This is a genomic window from Paenibacillus rhizophilus (genome assembly GCF_003854965.1).
Taxonomy (GTDB): domain Bacteria; phylum Bacillota; class Bacilli; order Paenibacillales; family Paenibacillaceae; genus Paenibacillus_AQ; species Paenibacillus_AQ rhizophilus.
In genome coordinates this window covers 1-25044 of record NZ_RQPI01000006.1, presented here as the reverse complement: position 1 = coordinate 25044, position 25044 = coordinate 1, and the positions used below count along the sequence as shown (strand labels likewise).

Annotated in this window: 20 protein-coding genes, 1 pseudogene and 1 other annotated feature; of the genes and pseudogenes, 15 read left to right on the top strand and 6 right to left on the bottom strand. The window is 53.1% G+C overall.

The window, feature by feature from the left end:
• Nucleotide 1 precedes the first annotated feature (1 nt).
• Entirely contained in the window at nucleotides 2-1285 is a 1284-nt protein-coding gene (locus EH198_RS12305; RefSeq protein ID WP_124695844.1) for an MFS transporter, read from the top strand.
• 130 nt (nucleotides 1286-1415) lie between these two features.
• On the opposite strand, the gene EH198_RS12300 is transcribed toward EH198_RS12305, so the two are convergent.
• Nucleotides 1416-2039 (bottom strand): DUF1054 domain-containing protein, encoded by a 624-nt coding sequence (locus tag EH198_RS12300; RefSeq protein WP_124695843.1) that lies wholly within the window; start codon nucleotides 2037-2039, stop codon nucleotides 1416-1418.
• Nucleotides 2040-2316: 277 nt separating this feature from the next.
• Between EH198_RS12300 and EH198_RS12295 the strand changes: the two genes are divergently transcribed.
• From EH198_RS12295 to EH198_RS12285, 3 genes are all read left to right on the top strand, one after another.
• Complete coding sequence (locus tag EH198_RS12295) at nucleotides 2317-2913, top strand: hypothetical protein (RefSeq protein ID WP_124695842.1); 597 nt, start codon at nucleotides 2317-2319, stop codon at nucleotides 2911-2913.
• A gap of 212 nt (nucleotides 2914-3125) precedes the next feature.
• Nucleotides 3126-4550, top strand: coding sequence for an NADP-dependent phosphogluconate dehydrogenase (gene gndA, locus EH198_RS12290; protein WP_124695841.1), 1425 nt, complete (start codon nucleotides 3126-3128; stop codon nucleotides 4548-4550).
• A 188-nt stretch (nucleotides 4551-4738) separates the two neighbouring features.
• Nucleotides 4739-5302: a shikimate kinase gene (locus tag EH198_RS12285; protein ID WP_246014242.1), complete on the top strand. Its 564-nt coding sequence runs from the start codon at nucleotides 4739-4741 to the stop codon at nucleotides 5300-5302.
• Here the strand turns inward: EH198_RS12285 and EH198_RS12280 are convergent.
• Nucleotides 5299-5610 (bottom strand): rhodanese-like domain-containing protein, encoded by a 312-nt coding sequence (locus tag EH198_RS12280; protein ID WP_124695840.1) that lies wholly within the window; start codon nucleotides 5608-5610, stop codon nucleotides 5299-5301. The two genes, EH198_RS12285 and EH198_RS12280, sit on opposite strands and share 4 nt — an antisense overlap.
• A 117-nt stretch (nucleotides 5611-5727) precedes the next feature.
• Here EH198_RS12280 and aroA point away from each other — a divergent pair, with 117 nt between their 5' ends.
• The 4 genes from aroA to ptsP all read left to right on the top strand — a co-directional run bounded on the left by aroA (nucleotide 5728) and on the right by ptsP (nucleotide 11314).
• Complete coding sequence (gene aroA / locus EH198_RS12275; protein ID WP_124695839.1) at nucleotides 5728-7020, top strand: 3-phosphoshikimate 1-carboxyvinyltransferase; 1293 nt, start codon at nucleotides 5728-5730, stop codon at nucleotides 7018-7020.
• 40 nt (nucleotides 7021-7060) lie between these two features.
• Entirely contained in the window at nucleotides 7061-7501 is a 441-nt protein-coding gene (locus EH198_RS12270; protein ID WP_124695838.1) for a CoA-binding protein, read from the top strand.
• 181 nt (nucleotides 7502-7682) lie between these two features.
• A complete protein-coding gene (locus EH198_RS12265; protein WP_124695837.1) occupies nucleotides 7683-9566 on the top strand; it encodes a glucose PTS transporter subunit IIA in 1884 nt (627 codons plus the stop codon).
• Nucleotides 9563-11314, top strand: coding sequence for a phosphoenolpyruvate--protein phosphotransferase (gene ptsP / locus EH198_RS12260; protein WP_124695836.1), 1752 nt, complete (start codon nucleotides 9563-9565; stop codon nucleotides 11312-11314). Before EH198_RS12265 ends, ptsP begins: the two co-directional genes overlap by 4 nt.
• Nucleotides 11315-11372: 58 nt before the next feature.
• Here the strand turns inward: ptsP and EH198_RS12255 are convergent, their stop codons facing one another.
• Nucleotides 11373-12032, bottom strand: coding sequence for a L,D-transpeptidase family protein (locus tag EH198_RS12255; protein WP_124695835.1), 660 nt, complete (start codon nucleotides 12030-12032; stop codon nucleotides 11373-11375).
• Nucleotides 12033-12273: 241 nt separating this feature from the next.
• Here EH198_RS12255 and EH198_RS12250 point away from each other — a divergent pair, with 241 nt between their 5' ends.
• Both EH198_RS12250 and EH198_RS12245 read left to right on the top strand, forming a co-directional pair.
• Complete coding sequence (locus EH198_RS12250; protein ID WP_124695834.1) at nucleotides 12274-12807, top strand: sigma-70 family RNA polymerase sigma factor; 534 nt, start codon at nucleotides 12274-12276, stop codon at nucleotides 12805-12807.
• Nucleotides 12800-14233, top strand: a complete 1434-nt coding sequence (locus EH198_RS12245) for a hypothetical protein (protein WP_124695833.1) — start codon at nucleotides 12800-12802, stop codon at nucleotides 14231-14233. The genes EH198_RS12250 and EH198_RS12245 overlap by 8 nt, the downstream gene beginning before the upstream one ends.
• 64 nt (nucleotides 14234-14297) lie before the next feature.
• Here EH198_RS12245 and EH198_RS12240 read toward each other — a convergent pair whose 3' ends face one another.
• The gene (locus EH198_RS12240) at nucleotides 14298-14822 is read right to left on the bottom strand and encodes a type 1 glutamine amidotransferase domain-containing protein (protein ID WP_124695832.1); all 525 of its coding nucleotides are present in this window, start codon (nucleotides 14820-14822) and stop codon (nucleotides 14298-14300) included.
• Nucleotides 14823-15083: 261 nt separating this feature from the next.
• Here EH198_RS12240 and EH198_RS12235 point away from each other — a divergent pair, with 261 nt between their 5' ends.
• The 3 genes from EH198_RS12235 (at nucleotide 15084) to EH198_RS12225 (ending at nucleotide 17798) form a co-directional block, all read left to right on the top strand.
• On the top strand, nucleotides 15084-15512 hold the full coding sequence (locus EH198_RS12235) for a hypothetical protein (RefSeq protein WP_124695831.1): 429 nt from the start codon (nucleotides 15084-15086) through the stop codon (nucleotides 15510-15512).
• Between the two features lie 434 nt (nucleotides 15513-15946).
• Nucleotides 15947-16957 (top strand): catabolite control protein A, encoded by a 1011-nt coding sequence (gene ccpA, locus EH198_RS12230; RefSeq protein ID WP_124695830.1) that lies wholly within the window; start codon nucleotides 15947-15949, stop codon nucleotides 16955-16957.
• Between the two features lie 142 nt (nucleotides 16958-17099).
• Entirely contained in the window at nucleotides 17100-17798 is a 699-nt protein-coding gene (locus EH198_RS12225; protein ID WP_124695829.1) for a 5'-methylthioadenosine/adenosylhomocysteine nucleosidase, read from the top strand.
• Here the strand turns inward: EH198_RS12225 and EH198_RS12220 are convergent.
• Nucleotides 17795-18168 (bottom strand): annotated as a pseudogene (locus EH198_RS12220) (N-acetyltransferase); the annotation flags it as partial. The gene EH198_RS12225 and the pseudogene EH198_RS12220 overlap by 4 nt on opposite strands.
• A gap of 214 nt (nucleotides 18169-18382) precedes the next feature.
• Here EH198_RS12220 and acsA point away from each other — a divergent pair.
• Nucleotides 18383-20107: an acetate--CoA ligase gene (gene acsA / locus EH198_RS12215; protein WP_124695828.1), complete on the top strand. Its 1725-nt coding sequence runs from the start codon at nucleotides 18383-18385 to the stop codon at nucleotides 20105-20107.
• A 95-nt stretch (nucleotides 20108-20202) separates the two neighbouring features.
• Here the strand turns inward: acsA and EH198_RS12210 are convergent, their stop codons facing one another.
• Nucleotides 20203-23112, bottom strand: a complete 2910-nt coding sequence (locus EH198_RS12210; protein WP_124695827.1) for a transglycosylase domain-containing protein — start codon at nucleotides 23110-23112, stop codon at nucleotides 20203-20205.
• Between the two features lie 135 nt (nucleotides 23113-23247).
• Nucleotides 23248-23521: a binding site (T-box leader), on the top strand.
• Nucleotides 23522-23583: 62 nt separating this feature from the next.
• Here EH198_RS12210 and tyrS point away from each other — a divergent pair.
• Nucleotides 23584-24837 carry a tyrosine--tRNA ligase gene (tyrS, locus tag EH198_RS12205; protein ID WP_124695826.1) on the top strand — a complete coding sequence of 418 codons (1254 nt, stop codon included), beginning with the start codon at nucleotides 23584-23586 and terminating at the stop codon, nucleotides 24835-24837.
• Nucleotides 24838-25044 lie beyond the last annotated feature (207 nt).

Sequence of the window (25044 nt, the reverse complement as noted above, 5' to 3'; positions counted from 1 at the left end):
AATGCCCGTAAATACGCAGCAGCGTACGCATATTAGTCTGGCATCGCCGTTCATAATTGAGATGTGGATCATCATTTTTTTGGTTGAATTCGTGAAAGGATCGCTGCTTGTCGCACTGCTTCCCGTCTATATGGAGAACGTTCTGGGGCTGTCCGTCACGGTGGTCGGCCTTGCCTTTGCGCTGCAATATCTGGGCGACAATCTGTTCCGCAGCCCTTCGGGCTGGATCATGGAGCGGATCGGGTACCGCTGGACGATGACCGGAGCGCTGCTCATGATCGCGGTGGCCGTCATCCTCATTATTTACGCCAAAGACGCGGTGTCGCTGTCGCTAGCCTGCCTGATCTTGGGGATCGGCACGTCCCCGCTCTGGCCCTGCGTCATGACCGGCGTGACCGAGCTGGCCGGCTCCACCAAGAGCGGCAGCAGCGGCGCGGCCATGGGCGCCGTGGAGATGGCTTCCCTGGCCGGTACGGGCATCGGGCCGATCACGGTCAATTTCCTGATGGATCACGGCCACCAAAGCTACCGCTCGGTGTTCTTCGTGCTGCTGGCCTTTGCCGCGGCTGTAGTCGCAGTCGCCCTGCTGCTGCCCGCACGGATCAGCCATGGTGTCCATGCCGTCACGCATGGCAGCCAAGCTCCAGACGCCGCCCGTCCGAAGCTGTCCCCTCTGGGGAGTCTGATGCGCACGCTGCGCCAGGTTAAACAATCGCTGAAGGTCAGCCGTCTGCTGTACCCGGCTTTGTTCCTGCAGGCGTTCGCGATCGGGCTAATGACGCCGGTCGTCACTCTTTTTACCCGGACGGAGCTGCATTTATCGCCGACCCAGTTCAATCTCCTGCTGATTGCCGGAGGCGGCATCACCGTGCTGGCCCTGATTCCGGCGGGCAAGCTGGTTGACCGGATCGGCACGGGGGCTTTTCTCAATACCGGCTTTTTGCTGGCCGCGGTTTCGCTCGCCACCTTCGCGCATGTGCGCAGGCTTCCGTTTGTCTTTGCCGTAGTCGCCCTGGTCGGGATAAGCTATGCGTTTATCCTGCCTGCGTGGAACGCCTTCATTGCCAAGCAGGTGCCCAAGGGTGAGCGGGGAACGGTGTGGGGAATTTTTCTCACCCTGCAGGGCTCAGGTATGGTGGCCGGACCCATCGTATCCGGCAAGCTCTGGGACTCGGTCGGGCACGGCGTTCCCTTTGTAGCGAGTGCGAGCGTCATGGTGCTGCTGTTCGTCCTGCATTTGGCTATTGTGCACCGCACGAAACGGAAAGCCGGGCACTCTCATTAGTATGCTCCGCAACAAGAAGACGTCCAGAAGGATTGGTGCATTTAATAAAAACCGCCCGCTCTCCATTGCTTTGGAGAGCGGGCGGTTTTGCCTTTTTGATTAGAAAGGCAGCCAGAAAGGGGTCCTTCCTTTAGAAAGACATCCGGTACAGCGGCAGCAGCGTCTCGAAGGTTTGTTCAATGACCTTAAGAAGCGCCGGACCGTCCCGAAGGACGGGATCGCCATTTGCGATCCGCAGTCCGCAGGTGACTTCCGCTTTCTTGACTTCCTTTAGACGGCGCGTCAGCTCGGCGAACTGTTCTCCGCCCATGTCCGATTGCGGTGTTCCGTGCGGGTCCAGATGATCCGTGGACCAAAAAAATTTTCCCGGCAGCCGTTCCCTGACCGCGGAAATGCTGCCGGAGAGCGCATCGGCAAAAATGATCTTGTTCGGACTCTCATAAATAATGGCGAACACGATAAAAAGATGGCTCTGAAACATTCCGGTCTGGAAATGAGGCAGCGCTTTATAGCCTCGTTTGCCGGGACCCCAGGCCACCCAAGTGTCATTTGGCGGATGAACCGTCCGGCGGGCGTGCTTGGCCACATGAGGGAACATCTCTTCCCCGCACAGGGCGGAAAGGAATGGGGCGACTTCGTCGCCGAGCGCCGTCAGCTTGGGGCGTACCCTGGAGACGAGCGCGTCCATTCTGGGTTCGAGACCGTCGATGGTAAATACTTCGAAATCTTCTGCTGCAAATCCGTTAAACGCCATATTCTGTCACCTCTAAGCGGAATGTCCCGATTTCGCCATACTGCGCGGCATTTATCCGCGGGAAAGGCGTTTGGAATGTTGTGGGAGCGGGTAAAAATAGTCAATAAACCAAGTTCCCGCTACATAAACTGAAGTATAAAATAAGTGTAGGATGAACGCAAAAGTCTTTATCGCGGCCGCTTGTGTTTCCCGGCGGCAGTCACGGCTTCCGTAAGCACAAAAGACGCAAATGACAAAGTCGGTTTTGCTATCCGCAAGGCATAAAGGAGGGAGTGCCGTGAATAAGAACGACGAGGTGGAGTATTGCAATTTGGAACTCCGGTTTGACCGGATGCATATTCAGAATTTGATCAAGGATTTGATCCAAGAAGGCTATTCCTTGTACTGGAGCGAGAGCGATAATCTTTTTGTCATATCGGTCCGTACCGGACGCAAGCTTGTCAAGCTGCGTTTTCAGCGGATCAGAGACGGCTACAAGCTGGTAGGCGATTACATGATACGCGACGCCCGTCTGGCGGAATGGATGGAGAAGCTGATTGGCGATATGCGCGGCCATGCCATTGTCAAACGTTTTCGTGACCGCCAGATCATCATCGAAAATATTTTGTTCGGCGAGGTCATCCGCCTTGTGGAAATATCCGGGTATCAGCAGAGGGTGCTCTACCAGAAAGGGCCTATGCTCTCGGATCAGGAGCTTACGAAAATGTTCTATTCGACCCTGGGCGAAGAGCGCATCCGCGAGCGCAGAATAGAAGTCGATGAGGAGCTGGACCGGCTAGGCGGCGCTTTGGACCGCAAGGACGAGCAGCAAGTGAGGCTTTCCAAGGAAAAACTTTCGTTTCTGATGAGGGAATTAACTAAATTGGAATGGTAAATACAGCTAGTATTAAGCAAGAATTGGGCACCTCTGACAAAGGGGTGTCTTCGATTTGCAAGGCAATTCCCCTAGGGGGTTCACTTCTGACGAAAAAAACGTTAGAATGGTTACATTGCGGGTCAAATTTCATCAAAGATGCATTTTGTCAATGAAATTGATCTCTTGATGCTTCAAACAAAATTTAAAGCATAAAAAGGGTGGAGGACCAGATGGCAAAACAACAAATCGGCGTCATAGGCCTGGCTGTAATGGGCAAAAATTTGGCTCTTAACATTGAGAGCAGAGGCTTTACCGTATCGGTATTCAACCGTTCCCCCGAGAAGACGCAAGATCTTCTTAAAGAAGCGGAAGGCAAAAATCTGACAGGCACTTTCTCCATTGAGGAATTTGTGCAGTCGCTGGAAACTCCCCGCAAAATCCTGATCATGGTTCAGGCGGGCAAAGCGACCGATGCGACGATCGAGCAACTGATTCCGCATCTGGATCAAGGCGATATCATCATCGACGGCGGCAACGCCTACTTCCCGGATACGGTTCGCCGCAACAAGGAACTGGAAGAGAAGGGATTCCGCTTTATCGGCACCGGCGTATCCGGCGGCGAAGAAGGCGCGCTGAAAGGCCCTTCCATTATGCCTGGCGGTCAGGAAAGCGCATATCAATTGGTAGAACCGATCCTCACAGCGATCTCGGCCAAAGTGGACGGAGAACCTTGCTGTACATATATCGGACCGGACGGAGCAGGCCATTACGTCAAAATGGTGCATAACGGCATTGAGTACGGCGATATGCAGCTCATCTGCGAAGCGTATCAATTGCTTAAGGACGTTGTGGGACTGGATGAAAAAGAACTGCACGCCACATTCGCCGAGTGGAACAAAGGCGAGCTCGACAGCTATCTGATCGAGATTACGAAGGACATTTTCGCGCAGTATGACGCAGAGACCGGTAAGCCGATGGTCGACGTCATTCTCGACTCCGCGGGCCAAAAAGGCACCGGCAAATGGACAAGCCAAAGCTCGCTGGATCTTGGCGTGCCGTTGTCCATGATTACGGAATCCGTCTTCTCCCGCTTCCTGTCCGCAATGAAGGAAGAGCGCGTTGAAGCAAGCAAGGTGCTGAGCGGACCCGCAGCGGAACCGTTTAGCGGCGACAAGGCCGAAATCATCGAGAATATTCGCAGAGCGCTGTTCGCGAGCAAAATCGTATCGTACGCTCAAGGCTTCGCGCAGCTGCGTGTCGCTTCTGACGAATACGGCTGGAACCTGAAATACGGCAATCTGGCCAAAATCTGGCGCGGTGGCTGCATTATCCGCTCCCGCTTCCTGCAAAACATTACGGACGCTTACGAGAACAATCCGGAGCTCAAGAATCTGCTGCTTGATCCGTTCTTCAAAGACGTCATGACCTCCTACCAGGACGCGTGGCGCAAGGTGGTTGCCGAAGCCGTTACCCGCGGCATCCCGGTTCCGGGCTTCGCAAGCGCCCTGGCTTATTACGACAGCTACCGCACGGAGCGTCTGCCGGCGAACCTGCTGCAGGCACAGCGCGACTACTTCGGCGCTCATACATTCAAGCGCGTGGACAAGGAAGGCATTTTCCACCACGACTGGATCGCAGAAGCGCAATCGGAATAACACTTCGCATATTTCGCATCACTCACAGTCCGGGAGAGTCCGCCTTCAGGCGGTTCTTCCGGGCTTTTTTAATACCGCTACGACGATATTTGGTCGGCAGAAGCATTGTGCTGCGTTTTCACCCTGTGTTATGATATGTCTAAAATTATGATAAGTCCAAAAGTCCAAACTAGCGGGTGGTGATCGTTATGTCGGCAGACGACATGAAGCGGCAGAGCATGAGGGCTGACGCCAAAAATCTGATTCTGATCGGAATGATGGGAACGGGGAAGTCGACGGTAGGCGCCATTCTCGCCGAGGAACTGGGATATGAACTGGTGGATCTGGATCAGGTGATTGTCCGCAAGGAGGGCCGGAGCATATCCGATATTTTTGAAAATGACGGAGAAGGCTACTTCAGAACGGTGGAGACGGAAAGCTTGCGGGAGACCGTGCAGACCGGAGGACAGGTAATCGCCACCGGCGGAGGCGCGGTGCTGGCCGAGGTAAACAGGGAGTTAATGAAGGAGAACGGAATTGTTGCGGCACTCAGCGCCACGGCGGAGGATATTATCTCGCGGGTAAACGGTGACAACAATCGGCCGCTGCTGGCCGGCAATGCGGAAGAGCGCGTCAGACGAATTCTGGAAGAACGAAAGGACGCATACAGTTTCGCGCATTGCACGGTGGATACGACGAACTTAACAGCGGCACAAGTGTGTCAGTATATTTTAATGCACTACCGCGTTTTAGCTTTTAAGCATGTTGGTTAGTTTTCCGGCAGTTCGCTCCATTCGATCATGCCGCCGCTTAAGTTCACAACGCCATTATAGCCCTGGGAGCTTAAATATTCACATACCCGCTGACTTCGGGAGCCGGAACGGCATATAAAAATAACCTCGGCCTCCTCCGGAATATCGGAGCTGCGGTAGGGAATATCGCCCATGGGAATGTGCTGAGCGCCCGAAATCATTCCAAAGGCGACCTCATCAGCTTCTCTTACGTCGATCAGGACCAATTCTTCACCGGATTTCAGGCGTTGATGCAATTCCTCGGCCGTAATTTGGGGAATACCATTCATGGATATGACCTCTTTCCTTGACAAGAATGGTTTAATGATAACATAAGGAAGGAATACTCTGTCAAACGAAGACGTTGTCCGTATCCACTATACAATATATAAGGAGAGCTAAGAAACATGGACGTTATTGTAAGGCCTACGCCGGTACTAAACGGGGAAATCGGAGCATTGTCCTCCAAAAACTATACGACACGATATCTGCTGGTCGCCGCACTGTCCGATGGGACAAGCACGATCTATCATCCGGCACACAGCGAGGACAGCGACGCTATCCGCCGCTGCATCCGCGATTTGGGAGCGGAGCTTACCGAGGATGAAGAGAAGATCGTCATCAAAGGCTTCGGCCGCCGTCCCAAAGACATCAAGGAGCTCAATGTCGGCAATGCCGGCGCCGTGCTGCGCTTCCTGATGGCGGTTGCTTCCCTGTGCCCGGAAGTAACCTTTGTGAATACATACCCGGACTCGCTGGGCAAGCGTCCTCATGACGATCTGATAGACGCCCTCGGCCAGCTTGGCGTTGAGGTCGAGCATAACGAAGGCAGACTCCCGATTACCATCCGGGGAGGAAACCCGAAGGGCGGACGTATTACCGTCTCCGGAGCGGTCAGTTCCCAGTATTTGAGCGCGCTGTTGTTCCTGACGCCACTGCTTGAGGAAGACAGCGAGATTATCGTCCTGAACGATCTGAAATCTAAGGTTGTCGTCGGGCAGACACTTGAGGTGCTGGAGCAGGCCGGAATCACCATTCACGCGGCCGACGATTATATGTCGTTTAAGGTGCCGGGCGGGCAGTCCTATGAAGCCAAATCGTATACCGTGCAGGGGGATTACCCCGGCTCGGCGGCCGTGCTTGCCGCTGCCGCTGTAACGAAGTCCGACGTGAAGATTCATCGCCTCGCCGAGAACAGCCGGCAGGGAGAAAGAGCAATTATCGACGTTCTGCGTATGATGGAAGTGCCACTCACCCATGAGAACGGAACGGTGCATGTACAGGGGAACGGGCGCCTGAAGGCGGTCGAATTCGACGGAGATGCGGCTACGGACGCCGTGCTGGCCATGGTTGCCGCCGCCGTGTTTGCGGAAGGTACCTCCAGATTTTATAATGTGGAGAACTTGCGCTACAAGGAATGCGACCGCATCACCGATTATTTGGCGGAGCTCAGCCGGGCGGGAGCAAAGGTAGAGGAACGCCGGGACGAGATCATCGTTCACGGTATGCCGGAAGGCGTCACGGGGGGCGTAACGATCAACGCGCACTACGATCACCGCGTGATTATGGCTCTTACAGTCGTTGGCCTTCGGGCATCGGCGCCTCTGCTGATTAAGGATGCGCATCACGTAGCGAAATCGTATCCGCAGTATTTTGACCATTTGCAGGCGCTTGGCGCGGATGTCGAGTGGGTAAAATAAGAGCGGCAAAGATAATTCCGTGACAAAGGGGCTGAAACGTATGGCTTTTGAGAATCCGTCCAGGGAACAGATCGGAGACATCCTGGCTTCCGCAGGCAACATTGCCGTAGTCGGGCTGTCCGACAAGAGCGATCGGACTTCCTATATGGTTGCTTACGCCATGAAGAATAGGGGCTACCGGATTATCCCGGTCAATCCAATGGTGGACGGCGAGATTCTTGGGGAGAAGTGCTATCATTCACTTGCCGAGATTCCCGAGCCGGTTGACATTGTCAATGTGTTCCGCCGCAGCGAGTTCTGCGCCGAGACGGCCCGAGAAGCCGCGGCGATCGGGGCCAAGGTGCTGTGGCTGCAGCAGGGGGTTGTCAGCCCGGAAGCGGCCGAGATCGCTGCAGAGGCTGGAATGACGGCCATTATGGACCGCTGCATCAAGGTCGAAGAAGCGATTACTATGCAAGGGCGGACACGGAAAACTCAGTAAAGTCAGTGTGGCGAAGAACGTCCTGACCGAAAGGGAAGGACGTTCTTTTTTGCGCCTGCCTCTGCTCGGAATCGATTGATATGGAATTTTATGGTATAATACGAAAATGTGCCGACTTATTCTTTTGACAAAACAGAACACAGGCCGTACCATTCAATATAGTAAGAAAGGGGAGATCATTTTGAACTGGCTCGGATCATTGCAGCAGTTGGGCAGAGCCATTATGCTTCCCACCATGGTGCTGCCGGCGGCGGCCATTCTGCTCAGCCTGGGGAGCCTGCCATGGTCCGCTTGGGGGCTGGCTTCGGTAGCCGAAGTTGCAACCTACGCGGGACAGGGAATTTTTTATTATATGCCTTATCTGTTTGCGGTCGGAGTCGCCTGGGGGCTATCCAATCAAGCCGGGCCTGCCGGACTTGCGGCACTGGCGGGAATGTTCACATATGACCGGATTGTTATGAAACTGGGGGACGGCGCACTGCAGCCCGCGACGCTGATCGGCATTCTGCTCGGAATTGTCGCCGGCATCGCCCATAACCGGTTTAAAAATATCAAGCTTCCGGAGGCGATCCAGTTTTTTGGAGGATCGCGTTTTGTTTTGCTCTTTATGGGATTGTTCTCCGCCCTGTTCGCATGGGTCATGCTGGGCGTCTCGCCGGTGATTCAGCATGGTCTTGACGATTTGCTGCAGCTTGTCGACCGGACAGGAGGCTTCGGACTGTTCCTGTACGGCGTATTATACAGAGTACTGACGGCCTTTGGACTTCATCATATTTTGAACAATGTGTTCTGGTTTCAACTGGGAACGTATACAACGCCGGACGGCGCCGCCGTTCAGGGCGACCTGCCGCGTTTTTTTGCCGGCGATCCCACGGCGGGCAGCTTCATGGCGGGGCTGTTTCCCATCATGATGTTCGCGCTGCCTGCCATCGCGTTTGCGATTATTCAAGAAGCGCGCGAAGATTTGAAGCCCCAGATCAGAAAGACGTTCATGCGCGCGGCGCTCGTCTGCTTCCTGACCGGCGTGTCCGAGCAGATCGAGTTCGCCTTTCTGTTCGCTTCGCCTTACCTGTTCGCCCTCCATACGATCATGTCCGGACTGGCTATGGCACTGACTTATGCGCTGGGCATTCATCACGGCTTTTCCTATTCGGCCGGGGCCATCGACTTTATTTTGAACCTTCACCTGGCCCGCCGCGCCTGGCTGCTGATACCGATCGGTCTGGTCTACGGTCTTGTCTATTACCAACTGTTCCGCTGGGCGATCCGCCGTTTTCAGATTCCGACGCCGGGCCGGGAGGAAGGCTCCGAGCTTGGCGACTGGGCGGGGAATATCCCCTATCAGGCTCCGCTCATTTTGCAAGCGCTTGGCGGCAAAGAGAATATCGTGCAGGTCCAGGCCTGCATCACTCGTCTGCGGCTTACGGTGTTTAACGACCGCCAGATTGATACCGGAGCTCTTAAAAGCCTAGGCTCTGCCGGTATCATCAAATTGGGCGGGGGCAATGTTCAGGTCGTATTCGGCACATACTCCGAGCTGATCCGTGAGGAAATCGACAAGCTGATGCTCCGCGATCTGCCGCAGGTGTTGTTCAGCGCTCCGATGCAGGGCAAAATGCTGCCGATCGAAGACGTGCCCGATCATATTTTTGCCCAAAAGTTGGTCGGAGACGGCGTCGCCTTCATTCCGGAAAAGGGAGAGCTAGTCTCTCCGGTATTCGGCAAAGTCATGCACATTTATCCCACGATGCACGCCATCGGCATTTCAACTCCGGAAGGGCTTGAGGTGCTCATGCATATCGGTATTGACACATCCCAATTAAAAGGTCCGTTTCAATCGGAGATCAAGGAGGGGGACAGCGTCGAACCCGGCCAACTGCTGGTAAAATTCGATCTGGACTATCTGAAAGAGCATGCCTCTTCACTGGCCACCCCGATGGTGATTACCAATCCGGAACGCGTCAAATCCTGGAGCTACGCTCCGTTTAAAAATGTGAAAAAAGGGCAATCTTCGGTCATGTCCGTCGTATTGCACGAAAGCAATGTTGGAGGGGTAGAATCATGATACAAGGTATAGGCGCCTCAGCGGGTGTTGCCATCGGGAAGGCTTTCGTTCTGCCTAACTGGGAATGGAGCATGCCGGAGACGCAGGTAAATCCGGTAGATCTGGCAAAAGAATTTGAGCGTTTATATGAAGGGATACGCACCTCCAAGGATGAGCTCGAATTTATCAAAAAAGAATTCAGAGAAGTCGTAGGTCCCGAGGAATCCAGCATCTTTGACGCGCATTTGGCGATCCTGGACGATCCGGTATTCATGAGCGAAATCCGCGGAATTATCGAGAGACAATACAAGGCGGCGGAGGTGGCGGTCAAAGAGGCCATCGATCACTTTGTGGCCATGTTTGACCTGCTGGACGACGAATATATGAAAGAAAGGGCGGTCGACATCAAGGATGTCGGCAACCGGCTGTTGAAGCATCTGCTGGGGGCACCTGAAGTCACGCTGCCTTCGGACACCCAGCCCTACATTCTGGTGGCGAAGGAGCTCTCTCCTTCCCAGCTTGCCCATCTGAATCCCGCTTACGTGCTCGGCATCGTGACAATGATGGGAGGCAAAACGTCGCATTCCTCCATTATGGCCCGTGCGCTCGGCATCCCGCTGGTGGCGGGCTTGGAGAGCAAACTCTCAACCCCGATCCAGACCGGGGAGTTCCTGGTCATCGACGGAGATAACGGATATCTCTTCGTAAATCCAGATCAAGCCACAGCCGAGCATTACAGCGTAGTGCGCGACAGACAACGGGAGAAGCGGGAACAGCTGGAGCTTTTGTCTTCGGTGGACGCGCTGACCAGGGACGGAGTAAGAATACGGCTGGCAGGCAACATCAGCTCCGTGAAGGAGCTGGATCTGGCTTTGAAATACGGAGCCGAGGGCGTCGGCCTGTTCCGGACCGAATTTCTGTATATGGACCGGCAGAGCTTTCCGACCGAAGACGAACAGTACGAGGTATACAAGCTTGTGGCGGAAAAGGTAGGAGAGCATCCGGTTGTCATCCGCACCCTGGATATCGGGGGAGACAAGCATCTGGATTATTTTCAGCTTCCGGAGGAGCAGAACCCATTCCTCGGCTATCGCGCAATCCGTATCAGCCTTGACCGGAAGGACATGTTCCAGACGCAGATGACGGCGATCCTGCGGGCCAGTGTTCACGGCAACATTAAAATGATGTTCCCGATGATCTCTTCGATTGAAGAGGTAAGGGAAGCCAAAGCCGTACTGGAGGATGTTAAAAAGGACCTGGACCGGCGCGGCATCCCTTACAACAGCAAGCTGCCGATCGGCATCATGATCGAGGTGCCGGCTGCGGTGATGATCGCCGATTTCCTGGCGGAAGAAGTGGACTTTTTCAGCATCGGGACGAATGACCTGGTGCAGTACGCGCTGGCGGTTGACCGGATGAACGAGCAGATCGCCCATATGTACCATCCGTATCATCCGGCAGTGCTTCGCATGATCCGCATGACCGTCGAAGCCGCGAAAGCTGCGGGCATCGGCATCAGCGTCTGCGGTGAGCTGGCCGGCGACGAGCGCTCGCTTCCGCTGTGGCTGGAGCTGGGAGTCAGCGAACTCAGCATGTCGCCGCAGGCACTGTTGAGGGTTAAGCACCGGACGCTGAACACGACGGCCTCCGAGGCCCGGAAAGTTGCCAAGCTCTGCTTCCGGAGCCGCGAAACCGCAGAGAGCGAGCAGCAGCTCACGCAGTTCCTCGACAAAACGATCATACAGCATGTCATTAAAGGCGATGCTTAGCATTAATAAAATATAACTAATGGGGGTCCGGCAAAATTGCCGGGCTTTTTTAATAACTTCATTCAATCAAGCCGAGGTGTATATAATCGTGATACCCGGCAACGCCATCAATGGGCAGACCATACTTCTTTTCGTAATCTTTTAGCGCTATTTCAGTTGTTCTGTTGAACTTGCCGTTGCATTTACCCTTGTAAAATCCTGCGCTTCGCAATCGGTATTGAATGATTTGAACGTCACCGCCGCTATCTCCCTTGGCTAAATTCCTAGGGTTTGCGCCCGGTTTGCCAAGAACATGGCCCCCAAAGCTTATTTTGGTCCCCACCCGTACAAATTCATATAACTCCTCAACATCACGGTTGTGCATTCGTATGCAGCCATGACTGGCATTATGGCCTATAGAATAGGGCCTGTTCGTACCATGAATACCGTATATTCCCCACGGCACGTTAAGTCCAATCCATCTCGTTCCAAACCCTTTCCCCCAATTTTTATATTTGTTAATAACGACATACTCGCCCACAGGTGACGGCGTTTCCGCTTTTCCAAGAGCGATGGGATACTTTTTGATAAGCTGGCTTTTAGAGTACAGGTACAGTTGGTGGTACAGAGGATCGATCCTAATCGATATTTTTTCTTGTTTTTGAGGAGGTTCTGCCGCGATAGTTGGATTGGAAAGGATGAACAAATGAAAAATCAACAACATCTTATGCATGAACATACGCTAAAAAATCCTCCATTCAATCATTTTAATTTGTTGTTTGTAGCCAGTGTGCCCTATCCCTGTTACTTATAATGTCAAATCATGCAAAATCTATCCCTGCATGTCCAAATGTTGGGAGGGGCTTGCAAAGCTGATTCTCAACTTTATTCGGAAAATAAACAAAACCGTTTATGCCGCTGCGCAGTCTTTATCAGTAGCATAGAAATAGCAGAGTATCTATATATAAAGGGGGGAGGGGATGGACGTGGAGAGCCTGATAAAAGAACAGACCGTCACCCTGTCGGACGAAGAGAGCTTCTTCGGGCTTGTGGCAGAGCACAAAAGAACGTTATACGGCATCGCCTACAGCTATCTCCGCAGCGAGGCCGATGCGCTTGAAATGGTGCAGGAGGCGACCTGCCGGGCATGGATCAAACGCAAAAGCTTGAAGGATGAGGGCAGGTTCACCCCATGGCTTATCCGAATACTGATCAACTGCTGCAACGATGAACTGAAACGCAGAAAGCGGGTGATTCCCTCCGAAATCCAAAGCGGCGAGTCAGGGATGATTGAAATGGCGAGTGACCGTAAGCTGGACATGGAGCGGGCGCTGGATGCCGTGAAGCCGAAATACCGGCAGGTGCTGGTCCTGAAATACTACCGGGATATGACGCTGACTGAAATTGCAGGGTTGCTGGAAAGACCGGAAGGAACCGTAAAGACATGGCTGAACAAAGGCCTGAAGCAGCTCCGGGGCAAAATGAAAGGGAAGGGAGATGAGCGCTATGTTTGAACGTGAAGAGAAGCTGGCCCGGGACTATTTTCACGCTGCGGCGCGGCAGTCGTCGCTAGTGTCCGAGCAGAAGCTGGACGCTGCAATCAATGCCGGCATTGCCGAAGGGACCCGCAGAGGAAGGAACGTCCGTAGACGTTATGCTTTCACATCCGCTGTTATCCTGACCGTCGCCCTGCTGTTCATCATCTCGTGGCTGGGGGGACTCGGCGGTCAAAAGATTACCGCGGTTCCGCCCAAGAACTGGGGGGAGTTTGAAGTGTACCGTTCGATCGCAAGGAATAATATCACGATAAAAACGGCGCTGGACGCCGGACTGGTCATACCTCTTCACATTTCAACGCAGGAGAAAAACGGCTATAAAATTATCCTGGACGGCATGATCGCCGACCGGCGGGGCATGCTGCTGCTGTATACGTTTGAGAACCGGAGTGCGCAAAAGGCGATGGTCACCGGTCTTTCGTTGAAAGGCCAGTCGAACTTTTCTTCCACTTCCTATTGGACTGGCGGCGTCGGAAGCCCAGGAATTACCCATAATTACGTCCAGCTCACTTTGGAAGAAGGCCAGAAGCTGCCTGAACGGCTGACGGCTGAAGCGATTGTAATACCGGATACTCCTGAGGCTCAACTTTCCAGCTCGAACAAATTCAGAACCTCGCTGACGACCGGTTTTACGGTGGATACCGCGGAGATTGAAAAGTCCGGCCGTGAGATCGATATCGGCAAAACAATGACGGTCGGCGGTCAGCGGATTCATATCGAAAAAGCCTATATCGGACCGACAGGAATTTACTTGAATGCCGTATATGACGATCAGAATACCAAACGAATATTCAGTATGATTAAGCCGACGATTATGTCCGGAAAGGGAGAAAAGGAAATGGCTCTGGCTTCCTACATGACGCGGAGTGTGAATACTCCGCTGCAGACGATGGTTTTCCACAACAATAATATGGATGCCAAAGGGCCGCTGAAGCTTACGATCAAGGGAATCCAGGCTTTGGATAAATCCGATCTGAAGCTTGTCGTTGATACGGAGGCCCGAAAAATAATCAAGGCGCCTGACGACCGATTAACGCTTCCCGACCGAAGCACCGATATCAGGTTTACCGAAAGCAGTTCGGGCGTTGAGGGGAAAGCAAAGTCCGGTCAGCTTGTACTCCAATTAAGTACCAAGCCTACTCCGAACGACGAAATGACTCGCCTGTCATTTGATCTGGACGACAGCTTTACGGACGGCGAAGGAGTGAAGCATTCGATTTACCGGAACGAGGGAACTTATTGGGAATCGGGCGGCAATTCGGAGGGATGGACAGATACTGGTATTTTCAATCTGGGGTCTGCCAAGCTTCCGCAGCCGCTAACCTTTACGATTATCAGCTACACGAACCCTATACTTGAGGAGAAAACCGTTCGAATTCGTTAATAATTACGCTAAAAAGCCGCCTCCCACCCGCATTTCAAGCGGGGGCAGAGGCGGCTTTCTTGTATTATTCCCCGGCTAGTGCATCGCAGAACGCTTTGCCGTATGGCGGGAGATCGGGTGGTCGGCGGGCGGAGACGATATGGCCGTCGACAACGACAGGCTCGTCCTTCCAGATCGCTCCGGCGTTCTCCATATCGTCACGGATGCCGGGAGTCGAGGTTACGGTGACGCCGTCCAGAATCTTGGCGGAGATCAGCACCCAGCCGGCATGGCAGATTTGTCCGATCGGCTTCTTCGCTTTGTTAAAGTCCTGGATCAACTTCAGCACCGCAGGGTAGCGGCGGATCTTGTCCGGCGCCCACCCGCCGGGCACCAGAATACCGTCGTAATCGGCAGCGTCCAGTTCATCCCAGGAGTAGTCTGCCGTAGCGGGGACGCCATATTTGCCAACGTAAGTTTTTTCTTTTACAAGACCTGCCAGATGGACCTCCGCGCCTTCCTCCCTGACCCGGTAGACCGGATACCAAAGCTCCAAATCTTCAAATTCATCGTCTACGAGCGCAATCACTTTTTTTCCGTCCAAACGCATTTGTCGCAGCTCCCTTCAAAGAACGTAATCCCGTATATTGTAGCAAATTTAAAATTTGAAGTCATCCAAAGCGAAGAAATTATATTCAAAATTGGTAATTTAATCATTTTATGCAAACGGGAAGGTTTTTTGCGGGAGGAAGCGAATATAAATCTAATGCATCCTTATTCGGGATGCCGCTGCAAAATGTCTGACTATAGGCAAATGCGCATATCCTTTCAAATCATTTTTTGAGGTGCTACCATGTACAATGAGGACCAAATGAATCAAACCTGTCGCTGCGGCGGCGAGATGACTATACATATGCATACGCTGATTTACAAAGCTAAAGTGAAAATTACCAATGTCCCCGTCTTTATGTGCCAATCCTGCTTCCAGTATAAGCCGCATCCGGCCGTAAAGAACGATTTGAGCCTGCTGCTTCAAGAGCTTGGCGGCAATCCGAAGAGAAGCCGCATCTCTTTTGCCGAACGCAATGAGTTGGCTTCCGTGCTGAATGACACTTTTTACGGCTATAAGGGGAGGGGCAAAGGCCTGGAGCAGGCGGTCCAGAAGGCTATGAGCGAAAGGATCGATCTGCTGCTGGATTTATTCCGAATCGCATCGGAAGCGGCTGATAAGGAGTGGATGGAGGAACTTGAGAGCAGGCTGCTTAAGCTTGTTCCGCATACCGTATCCCGAATCGTGTAACCTCCTTCTGCAAAACAATGAAAATATTTCAGAAACATTGGATTTTTTCGTCGATTTTTGATACCATAAAGAAAGAGGTTACATTACTGTTTTAAGAGATATCCGAATAGAGCAGGAGCCTGTAACCGTTCAATGATTTTGCGGGAAAGTCCGAAAGACTCCGTTAGTATGCGATGAACGACATTATTCGGTCATGAAGCGTATCCGGCGAAATCGGAGAGAAAGCTGGGTATCCAGCACCAGTCATCCCAGGTGACTCTTGTCAAAAATAGGGATAAAGTATGGAATTAGGTCCCATTCCCGCATCAATGCTTCTAATCTGAAAGAATTTCTGAAAGGAAATTGAAGCGTTATCATTGCACAAAAGTACAAATTATCGTATCATGATTTTAATTAGGTCGAACGATAAAATTTATCGCAATGGAGAGAGTAATTTGACGGTAACCATTTACGATGTAGCGCGTGAGGCAGGCGTATCTATGGCAACGGTATCACGGGTTGTAAACAACAATCCCAATGTGAAACCGCAAACCCGCAAGAAGGTTTATGAAGCGATTGAGCGTTTGGGGTATCGTCCCAATGCCGTGGCAAGAGGTCTTGCCAGCAAGAAAACGACGACCGTTGGCGTTGTCATTCCCGATATTTCCAATTCGATTTTTGCGGAAATTGCCCGCGGGATCGAAGATATTGCCAATATGTACCATTACAATATTATTTTGTGCAATGCCGACAAGCGCAAGGAGAAGGAAATCCGCGTCATTAACACGCTGCTCGAGAAGCAGGTTGACGGGCTTCTCTTCATGGGCGGCACCGTAACCGATGAGCATATTCTGGCTTTCCAGACCTCGGCCGTTCCGATTGTACTGTGCGCTACGAGCGATGAAAAAGGTACTTATCCTTCGGTCGACATCGATCATGAAGCCGCCGCTTTCGATGCGGTCAATACTCTGATCCGCCATGGCCACCGCGAAATCGCGATGATCAGCGGCACGCTGCAGGACCCGGCCAATGGCTATGCGCGATTCCAAGGCTATAAGAAAGCGCTCGAAACAGCCGGTATCGAATACCAGGAAGATCTTGTGCGCATCGGGAATTACCGCTATGAGTCCGGCGTCGAGGCGATGAAGTATTTTCTGGGGCTGAAGAAGAAGCCGACGGCAATCTTTGCCGCGACGGACGAAATGGCCATTGGCGCCATTCACAGCATCCAGGACGAAGGACTGAAAGTGCCGGGTGATTTCTCGATTATCAGCGTAGATAACATCCGTATGGCTTCCATGGTCCGTCCGCTACTTACTACGGTGGCACAGCCGATGTACGACCTCGGCGCCGTGGCCATGAGACTTCTAACCAAGCTGATGAAGAAGGAGACCGTAGAGAATCCGCGCGTCATTTTGCCGCATGAGACCATTCTGCGCCTGTCCGTCAGCCATGTGAACGAATAATTTTGGACCTCCCCCTTCCGGGGCTGACGGGCGGTTTATAACCCGGTTCAGAAGAATATACTTGACGTAAAAAGCTCCCGAAACGGGGCTTTTTATGCTATTATTCATCTTTTTCCATTCATAAATAAAGGGAGGCCAGTCTATGGAAGCTGTAATCGGGATCATTGGAGCCATGGATGAAGAAATCAAACTGCTGCTGGAGAATATGGACCACAGCGAGGCTGTAAGTAAAGCGGGGATTACATACTATAAAGGTACAATCGGCGGAAAATCCATAGTCGTCTCCAAATCGGGTGTTGGGAAAGTAAATGCCGCAGTCACTACTCAGATTCTGATTGATACGTTCGGCGCAAAGAAGGTGCTGTTTACAGGCGTGGCAGGGGCGCTGCATCCGGACCTGGAAGTTGGAGATATCGTCATATCCTCGGAGTGCTTGCAGCATGATATGGACGTCACAGCGCTGGGATTTCCCCGCGGCGTCATTCCGTTCCAGGAAGCATCGGAGTTTCCGGCCGATCCGGAGCTTGTGCTGCTTGCCGAGAAGGTCTGCCGGGATATGGGGGTCCGCTATGTGACAGGGAGAGTTCTTTCGGGCGACCAGTTTATTGCCAGCCAGGAATCGGTCGCCATGCTGCGGGAACAGCTTGGAGGCGCCTGTGCGGAAATGGAAGGAGCGGCGCTTGCTCAGGTATGTTATATGAACGAAATTCCGTTCGTTGTGATCCGCTCCATGTCCGACAAGGCCGATGGTTCGGCGAATATCAGCTTTACGGAATTTACGGAGACCGCATCGCGGCAGTCCCATGAAATATTGAGCGGTATACTAAGCAAGCTGCATTAATACATAAACCGCTGCCTGAACCGCACGATGTACAAACATTTCACGTTAGGCCAGCGGTACCTCGGAACCTATGCGGACCGCCAGGCAACTCGCGGGATGGGAGCAAATTTCCGGATCGTCGGTGGCGTACCAGACCATATCGACCGTCTTCATCAGCCGCTCCACCATATGGCGGTACGCCCAGACATCCAGACCGCTTCCCTTAAGGTCTCAGTGCCAATAATACTCTATTGTAAAAACGACGCAATTCTCCAGCTGTTCCCGTTCAAACGTAAGCGGCAAGCAATTCCCTTCCAATTCCCGCGCCCCGGTAGGCGCCCGCCACTTCGATGGCCCCCAGTTCGATCAAATTCTTCATGCCTCCGCTCCATATTGGACTCTTTTACCTGGAACAAAGGATGGAATGTAAGCGTTTGCTATGCTATACTTGATATTGACATAAAAAATTCACAAAATGCAGCTTGACTTCAATGGTTTGATACGGAGTTGTCAAGGGAGCAAACGGACAATTTAATCAAAAATCATATGTCTGAAACTTGGAGCCATTTAAGCTTATGCCATTCATACGAGAGGAGGCAAGAGCAATGGGGCGGGTTCACAATGAAATTTTGCCGGGACGGGCGCATAACCCGAACTTGGCCGATTACGATCAGGCCGTCGCTCATTTTAAATGGGAGGATGCGGAGCGTTATTTTACTTGGTATGAAACGGGAAAAGTCAATATGGCTTATGAAACTGTCGACCGCCATGTCCGGGAAGGAAGGGGCGAAAAGACGGCACTGCTGTACAGCGATCCGGTACGGGACGAATCCTACACGTTTGCCGATTTGCAAGAGAAGTCAAACCGCTTCGGCAACGTGCTCCGAAAATATGGAATCGGCAAAGGAGACAGGGTATTTCTATTTATGCCAAGGCAGCCCGAGCTGTATTTCTGTCTCCTCGGCATCCTGAAGGTGGGTGCGGTTGCCGGCCCCTTGTTCGAAGCGTTTATGGAAACGGCAGTCAAGGATCGGCTTGAAGACAGCGGAGCTGTCGCACTGGTCACAACCCCGGACTTGCTGCATCGGGTAAAGCGTGAGGAGCTTGCGGATCTGCGTCATATTTTTCTGGTAGGCGGGGATTCGGACCCACAAAAAGGTTTGTTGGACTATGAATCGGAAAGCGCTTCTGCGTCTCCGGAGCTTGAGCCCGAGTGGCTTGGCCTGGAGGACGGTCTGATTATGCACTACACCTCAGGCTCGACGGGAAAGCCAAAAGGCGTCTATCATGTGCAGCGTGCGATGATCCAGCATTATTATACCGGTAAAGTCGTTCTTGATCTGCATGAGGACGATATTTACTGGTGCACCGCCGACCCCGGCTGGGTTACCGGCACCTCGTACGGAATCTTTGCCCCCTGGCTGAGTGGCGTAACGAATGTCGTCCGCGGAGGCCGGTTCAGTCCCCGGGATTGGTACAAAACGATTGAACGCAATAAAGTAACGGTATGGTACAGCGCGCCTACGGCGTTCCGCATGCTGATGAGCGCGGGGAGCAAGAGCCTGGAAGGCGTCAATCTAAGCAGCCTGCGCCATGTTCTCTCGGTTGGAGAGCCACTGAATCCCGAGGTTGTCCGTTGGGGAGACAAAGTGTACAGCCAGCGCATACATGATACCTGGTGGATGACGGAGACAGGCGGACAGCTCATCTGCAACTATCCCGGGATGGATATCAAACCGGGGTCCATGGGACGGCCGCTTCCCGGCATAACCGCCGCGATTTTGGACGACAGCGGCAATAAGCTCCCTCCGTATACGATGGGCAATTTAGCCATCAAGACGCCATGGCCGTCCATGATGGACCGGATTTGGAATAATCCCGCCAAGTACGAGGAGTATTTCCAAATTCCAGGGTGGTATATTTCCGGGGATTCCGCCTATATGGACGACGAAGGGTATTTCTGGTTCCAGGGGAGGATCGACGATGTCATCAACTCCTCGGGCGAGCGGATCGGACCGTTCGAGGTGGAGAGCAAGCTGATCGAGCATCCGGCGGTTGCGGAAGCCGGGGTTATCGGCAAACCCGACACACTGCGAGGAGAAGTCGTCAAGGCATTTATATCGCTGCGCGAAGGGTATATTCCTTCACCCGAGCTGAAGGCCGAAATTGCGGCATTTGTAAGATCGGGGTTATCGGCACACGCCGCGCCGAAGGAAATCGAATTCAAAATGAAGCTCCCGAAGACCCGGTCCGGCAAAATCATGCGCCGCGTGCTCAAAGCCTGGGAGCTTCATCTGCCCGCCGGCGATCTCTCGACGATAGAGGATTAGACAAGAAAGACGGTTGACCGCTCTGCCCGTTTAGGGAGGCTGTCAACCGTCTTATTGTTTACAAGGTCTGCTTTCGATACGGACTCCCCGTTTGCTTAGTGACCGCTGTTATTCCCGCCGGCATCTGCTTCGTTGCCGTCGGCGGGCGGCGTACCCTGGCCGCCATCTGCACTAGGCTGGTTCGGAGTCGCTCCGGGATCGCCTGCACTTCCGGGAAACAGGCCCGGATCAGGAAGGACCTGATCCCCCGGCGTTGTCCCCATATCCGGGAAGAGTCCGTCTTCCGGGCTTGGGGACGGTTCGGGTGTCGGCATCCCTCCGCCGACACTTCCCGAAGAAGTTTCATTCCCCGCCACATCCACGGCGGTTACATAAAATACAGCATAGTCGCTTGCCGGCGTATCCGTTGTGAATGTTGTGCCGTCACCGGCAAGAAGCACATCCACTTTACGGAACGGGCCGCCGTTCACGGAAGAGTATAGCCGGTATCCGACGACATCTGGCGAGCCGCTCTGAACAAAGCGGATGACTGCCTTGCCGGTATCGTAGAAGACTTCCACATTCCCCGGCGCCGCCGGAGCGCCGCCGTCGTCCACGCGAGGGTCGACTTCCGTCGGAACCCCAGTCTTCGCATCAGCCGGCAGATAATAGTCCAGCGGTTCATGCTCTTTCATGGACTTGAAGGCAGCTTCCAGTTCCTTAATCAATTCCTCGATCGGCTTCTCTCTGGAGACTACGATCTTCTCCTTCAGGAAGTCACCGGGCGTCCCGTCCCGAGGGATATAATTCACGCCGCCGTAAGTAATGTATTTGGCTTTTGAAATTCCGTCATCGCCGTCCTTCGGCACATACTTTGCATTGAAAATATCGGTCGTAAACTTATCCGTCAATGAGGTCGGCAGTTTGCCGCTGTACGCCGACACGGTTTCCTTGACGATGCCTTCCGGCTTGTCGAATGCTTTCGCCTTGAACAAATCCGGCTTTTTGTCGATTACAGCGTTCATGACCTCGGCCCACAAGGACTGCGCCTGTTTCCGCTGCGTTTTGGTCGCGAGCGTATTGATCTGCTCTTTGTAGCCGACCCACATGCCCAGCGTGATATCCGGGGTATATCCCATGAACCACACATCCGCGTAATTTTGAGTCGAACCTGTCTTGCCGACGATCGGAATATCTTTGAAATGTTTGTACTTGCTCTTGACTGTGCTGCCCGTGCCGTCGGTAACGACAGTGCGCAGCATGTCGGTCATTAAATACGCGCTCTGCTCGGAAAATACGCGCTCTGGATTGACCTTGTGCTGGTAAATGATTTTACCCTTCGAGTCGACGATCTTCTCGATCATGTAGGCATCGTTAAATTCGCCCTTATTTCCAATAGAGGAATATGCATTGGTCAAATCCTCCACGGACACGCCATACTTCAGGCCGCCGAGAACCCCGGTCTGCGCGCCGTAATCTTCGTCCTGAATAGTTGTAATTCCCAGCTTCTTGGCAAAAGCCCAAGCGTTCTTGATGCCTACCTTTTCGTCAAACAGTTTCAGCGCAGGCAGGTTCAGGGAGTTATTGAGCGCATACCTCGCCGTTACCAGCCCTTGATAGCGGTTGTTCGCGTTCTTTGGAATGTGGAAGCCTTTCTCTCCGTCTTTCAGAATAATAGGCGCATCATCCAAAATACTTGCCGGCTGGATCAGCCCACCCTCCAAAGCGGGCAGATAAGCGGCAATCGGCTTCATTGTCGATCCCGGCTGGCGTACCATCTGGGTGGCGTAGTTCATGCTTTCGACATTGAAGTCGCGTCCTTCGATCATTCCCAGAATCGCGCCGGTCTTGTTCTCGATCATCATGCCGGCCGTCTGCTCAAGGCCCTTGCTTTTGCTCTCTTTGGTAAAATTGCTGCTGTCTTCGGAGATGCTGTGCATTGCGCTGTATACTTTTTTATCGATTGTCGTGTATACTCGGTAACCGCCTGTCAGCAGCAGCTGGCGAGCCTCTTCAAGCTGAGAAGCACCTTTCGAGCTCTCCTGGTTGTTGTTCTCAAGCGAAAGCAGGATTGCCGCTGCCTGGCGCTCCGTCTCCATCATAAGATAAGGAAAAGTAACGTATGCTTTCTTGGTATGCGGAGCAAGGGATTTCTTAATGTCAAAGGCCAGAGCTTCCTGATATTGGGAAGATGAGATTTTGTTCTCCTCAAGCATTCGCCGCAGGACAAGCTGTTGGCGGTCGAGCGCGCGGTTAAACGCAGCCTCGTTGAATTCCCCATACCCGTTGAACGCCGAATAGGCGGAAGGAAGCTGGGGGAGGCCGGCTAAGTAGGCTGCCTGGGCGGTATTCAGCTTATCCAGATTATCGATGCCGAATATGCCTTTGGCCGCTGCTTTGATGCCGTAGACGTTATAGCCGTTTGAACCGTTGCCGAACGGAACCTTGTTCAGGTACGCCGTCAATATTTCGTCTTTGCTTAAAAAGCGCTCCAGCCTAAGCGACAGCAATATTTCTTTTACCTTGCGGTCATCCGTCTTGTCCAGATTGAGAAATACGCGTCTGGCAAGCTGCTGGGTAAGGGTGCTTCCTCCGGTCTGTACAGATTCATGCAGCAGCTTTTGCTTGACTGCGCGCATCGTCCCGCTGATATCCACGCCATGATGCTCGTAAAAACGGTTATCCTCGATGGCGAGAACGGCGTCAATTACAAGCTGGGGAATATCCTTATAAGCGACCAGCCTGCGGTCTTCCTCCGTCCGGAGCTGGCCGATCGGCATGCCGTCGCGAAAGTAGGCGAATCCCGTCACGACGTTCTCGCCGACCTTCTCCTGAATCATTTGTTCGGAGCGGACAGGATCATCTTTTACGATGGAAGCGATAAAGCCTCCTACTGCGCCGCCGGCGAACAGGACGCCCATTACGCCCAGAATAAACATCCATTTCACGACGGAACCGATCCTGCGCAGCCAAGATCTTCGCGGTCGAATGTCCGTCGCTGTTTTTTTCATATTTTCCTGAGACATCGACATCCTCCTTTTAACGGAATTATTATAGCACAAATTGGCGATTTTGAATGCGCTTGTAGGGACAGCGCGATTTTTGCGGACATTTGACTTTTCAAAAGATCCTATGATATAAATAAATTCAACTGGATATTTCTAAAGGCGGAGAAGGACATCAGTAGAAGGGAAACCCGGATTTTCAGAGAGTCGGTGGGTGGTGCAAACCGATAGCGGAACCTTTTGAATTACAGTCTGGAGCCGTCCGGGGGAACGGATTTAGCGCCTAAGGCCTTAGTCCCAGTAGTCCGGCACCGGGTACGTTAAGCGCCCGTTATTTCAATCAAGCGAAGGCTCGGAACCGTCACGTTTTGTCATGATGGAAATGAGCTTTAACTAGGGTGGTACCGCGAGTCTCTTTCTCGTCCCTTGGGATGAAGAGGAGGCTTTTTTTGTACGTTATGAGAAGTATCAACATCAAAAGGGGTTGCTATTATGAAATGGGAAGAACTAACGCCGGAGCAGCAGCGAGAGGTCGAGCGTCAGCTGGAGATCATCGCGCGCGGCGTCGTGGAAATTGTGCCTGAAGAGGAACTGAAGCGCAAAGTCATCAAATCGGTCGTCAGCGGCGTGCCGCTCAATGTTAAGTTGGGCCTTGACCCGTCCGCGCCGGATATCCATGTGGGCCATACGGTCGTCATGCACAAGCTGCGTCAATTCCAGGAGCTGGGCCATCAGGTACAGCTGATTATCGGGGATTTCACGGGGCGGATCGGTGACCCGACGGGCAAATCGGAAACGCGCAAACAGCTGACCGAGGAGGATGTGAAGCGGAATGCGGAAACATATAAGAAGCAGCTTCACAAAATCCTCGATCCCGAGAAGACAAAGGTATACTACAATTCGGAATGGCTCGGGCCGATGACCTTCGCGGATGTCGTGGGCTTGTCGGCCAAAGTGACGGTCGCCCGCATGCTGGAACGCGATGATTTCACCAAGCGCTACCAGAACGGACTGCCGATCAGCATTCACGAGTTCTTCTATCCGCTGATGCAGGGCATGGATTCCGTGGCTCTGAAGAGCGACGTGGAACTCGGGGGAACGGACCAGAAATTCAATCTGCTGATGGGGCGGACGCTGCAAAAAGAATACGGAGTCGATACCCAGGCCGCGATCATGACCCCGCTGCTTGAAGGCCTGGACGGCGTTCAGAAAATGAGCAAAAGCCTGGGCAATTACATTGGCATCGACGAAGAGCCGAACGAGATTTACGGCAAAGCCATGTCCGTTCCGGACGAGCTGATGCTGAAATACTATTCGCTTGCGACCGATATCGGCAACGAAGAACTGAGAGAGCTGGAGGAAGGTCTGAAAGCGGGAACGGTCCATCCCCGGGATTCCAAAATGCGGCTGGCGCATACATTTGTGAGAATGTATCATGGCGCTGAGGCGGCGGATGCCGCGCAGCAGCATTTTGTGACCGTATTCCAGCAGCGGGCGCTGCCTGACGATATCGCAACGGCGGTTCTGCCTGCGGCGGAGCTGAGCGGAGGGGCTATCCGGTTGACCAAGCTGCTTACGCTGATCGGCCTTGCAGCTTCGGGCGGGGAGGCCAAGCGAAGCGTGCAGCAGGGGGCGGTCAAGCTGAACGAACAGAAATTGACCGACCCGAATGCAGATATCGTTCCTCAGGACGGTGATATCATCCAGGTCGGCAAGCGCAAGTTCGCCAAGCTGACTTTGGAGTAGGACTGAGGCCGAATATACGCGCAGCTCATCAACTGCATTCCAAGAGGGAGAACGGACGTTGGCGTCCGGTTCTCCTTTTTGTGCGCCCAGCATGGGCGCTATCTTTAGGGTTGAAGTCCCGAATGGCGAAGGCAGTAGTAGCCATTAGCTTAAGACAAGGGTGTCTACCGCGAGGTGGAATCTGAAGGAAGTCGGCGGCAAATCTCC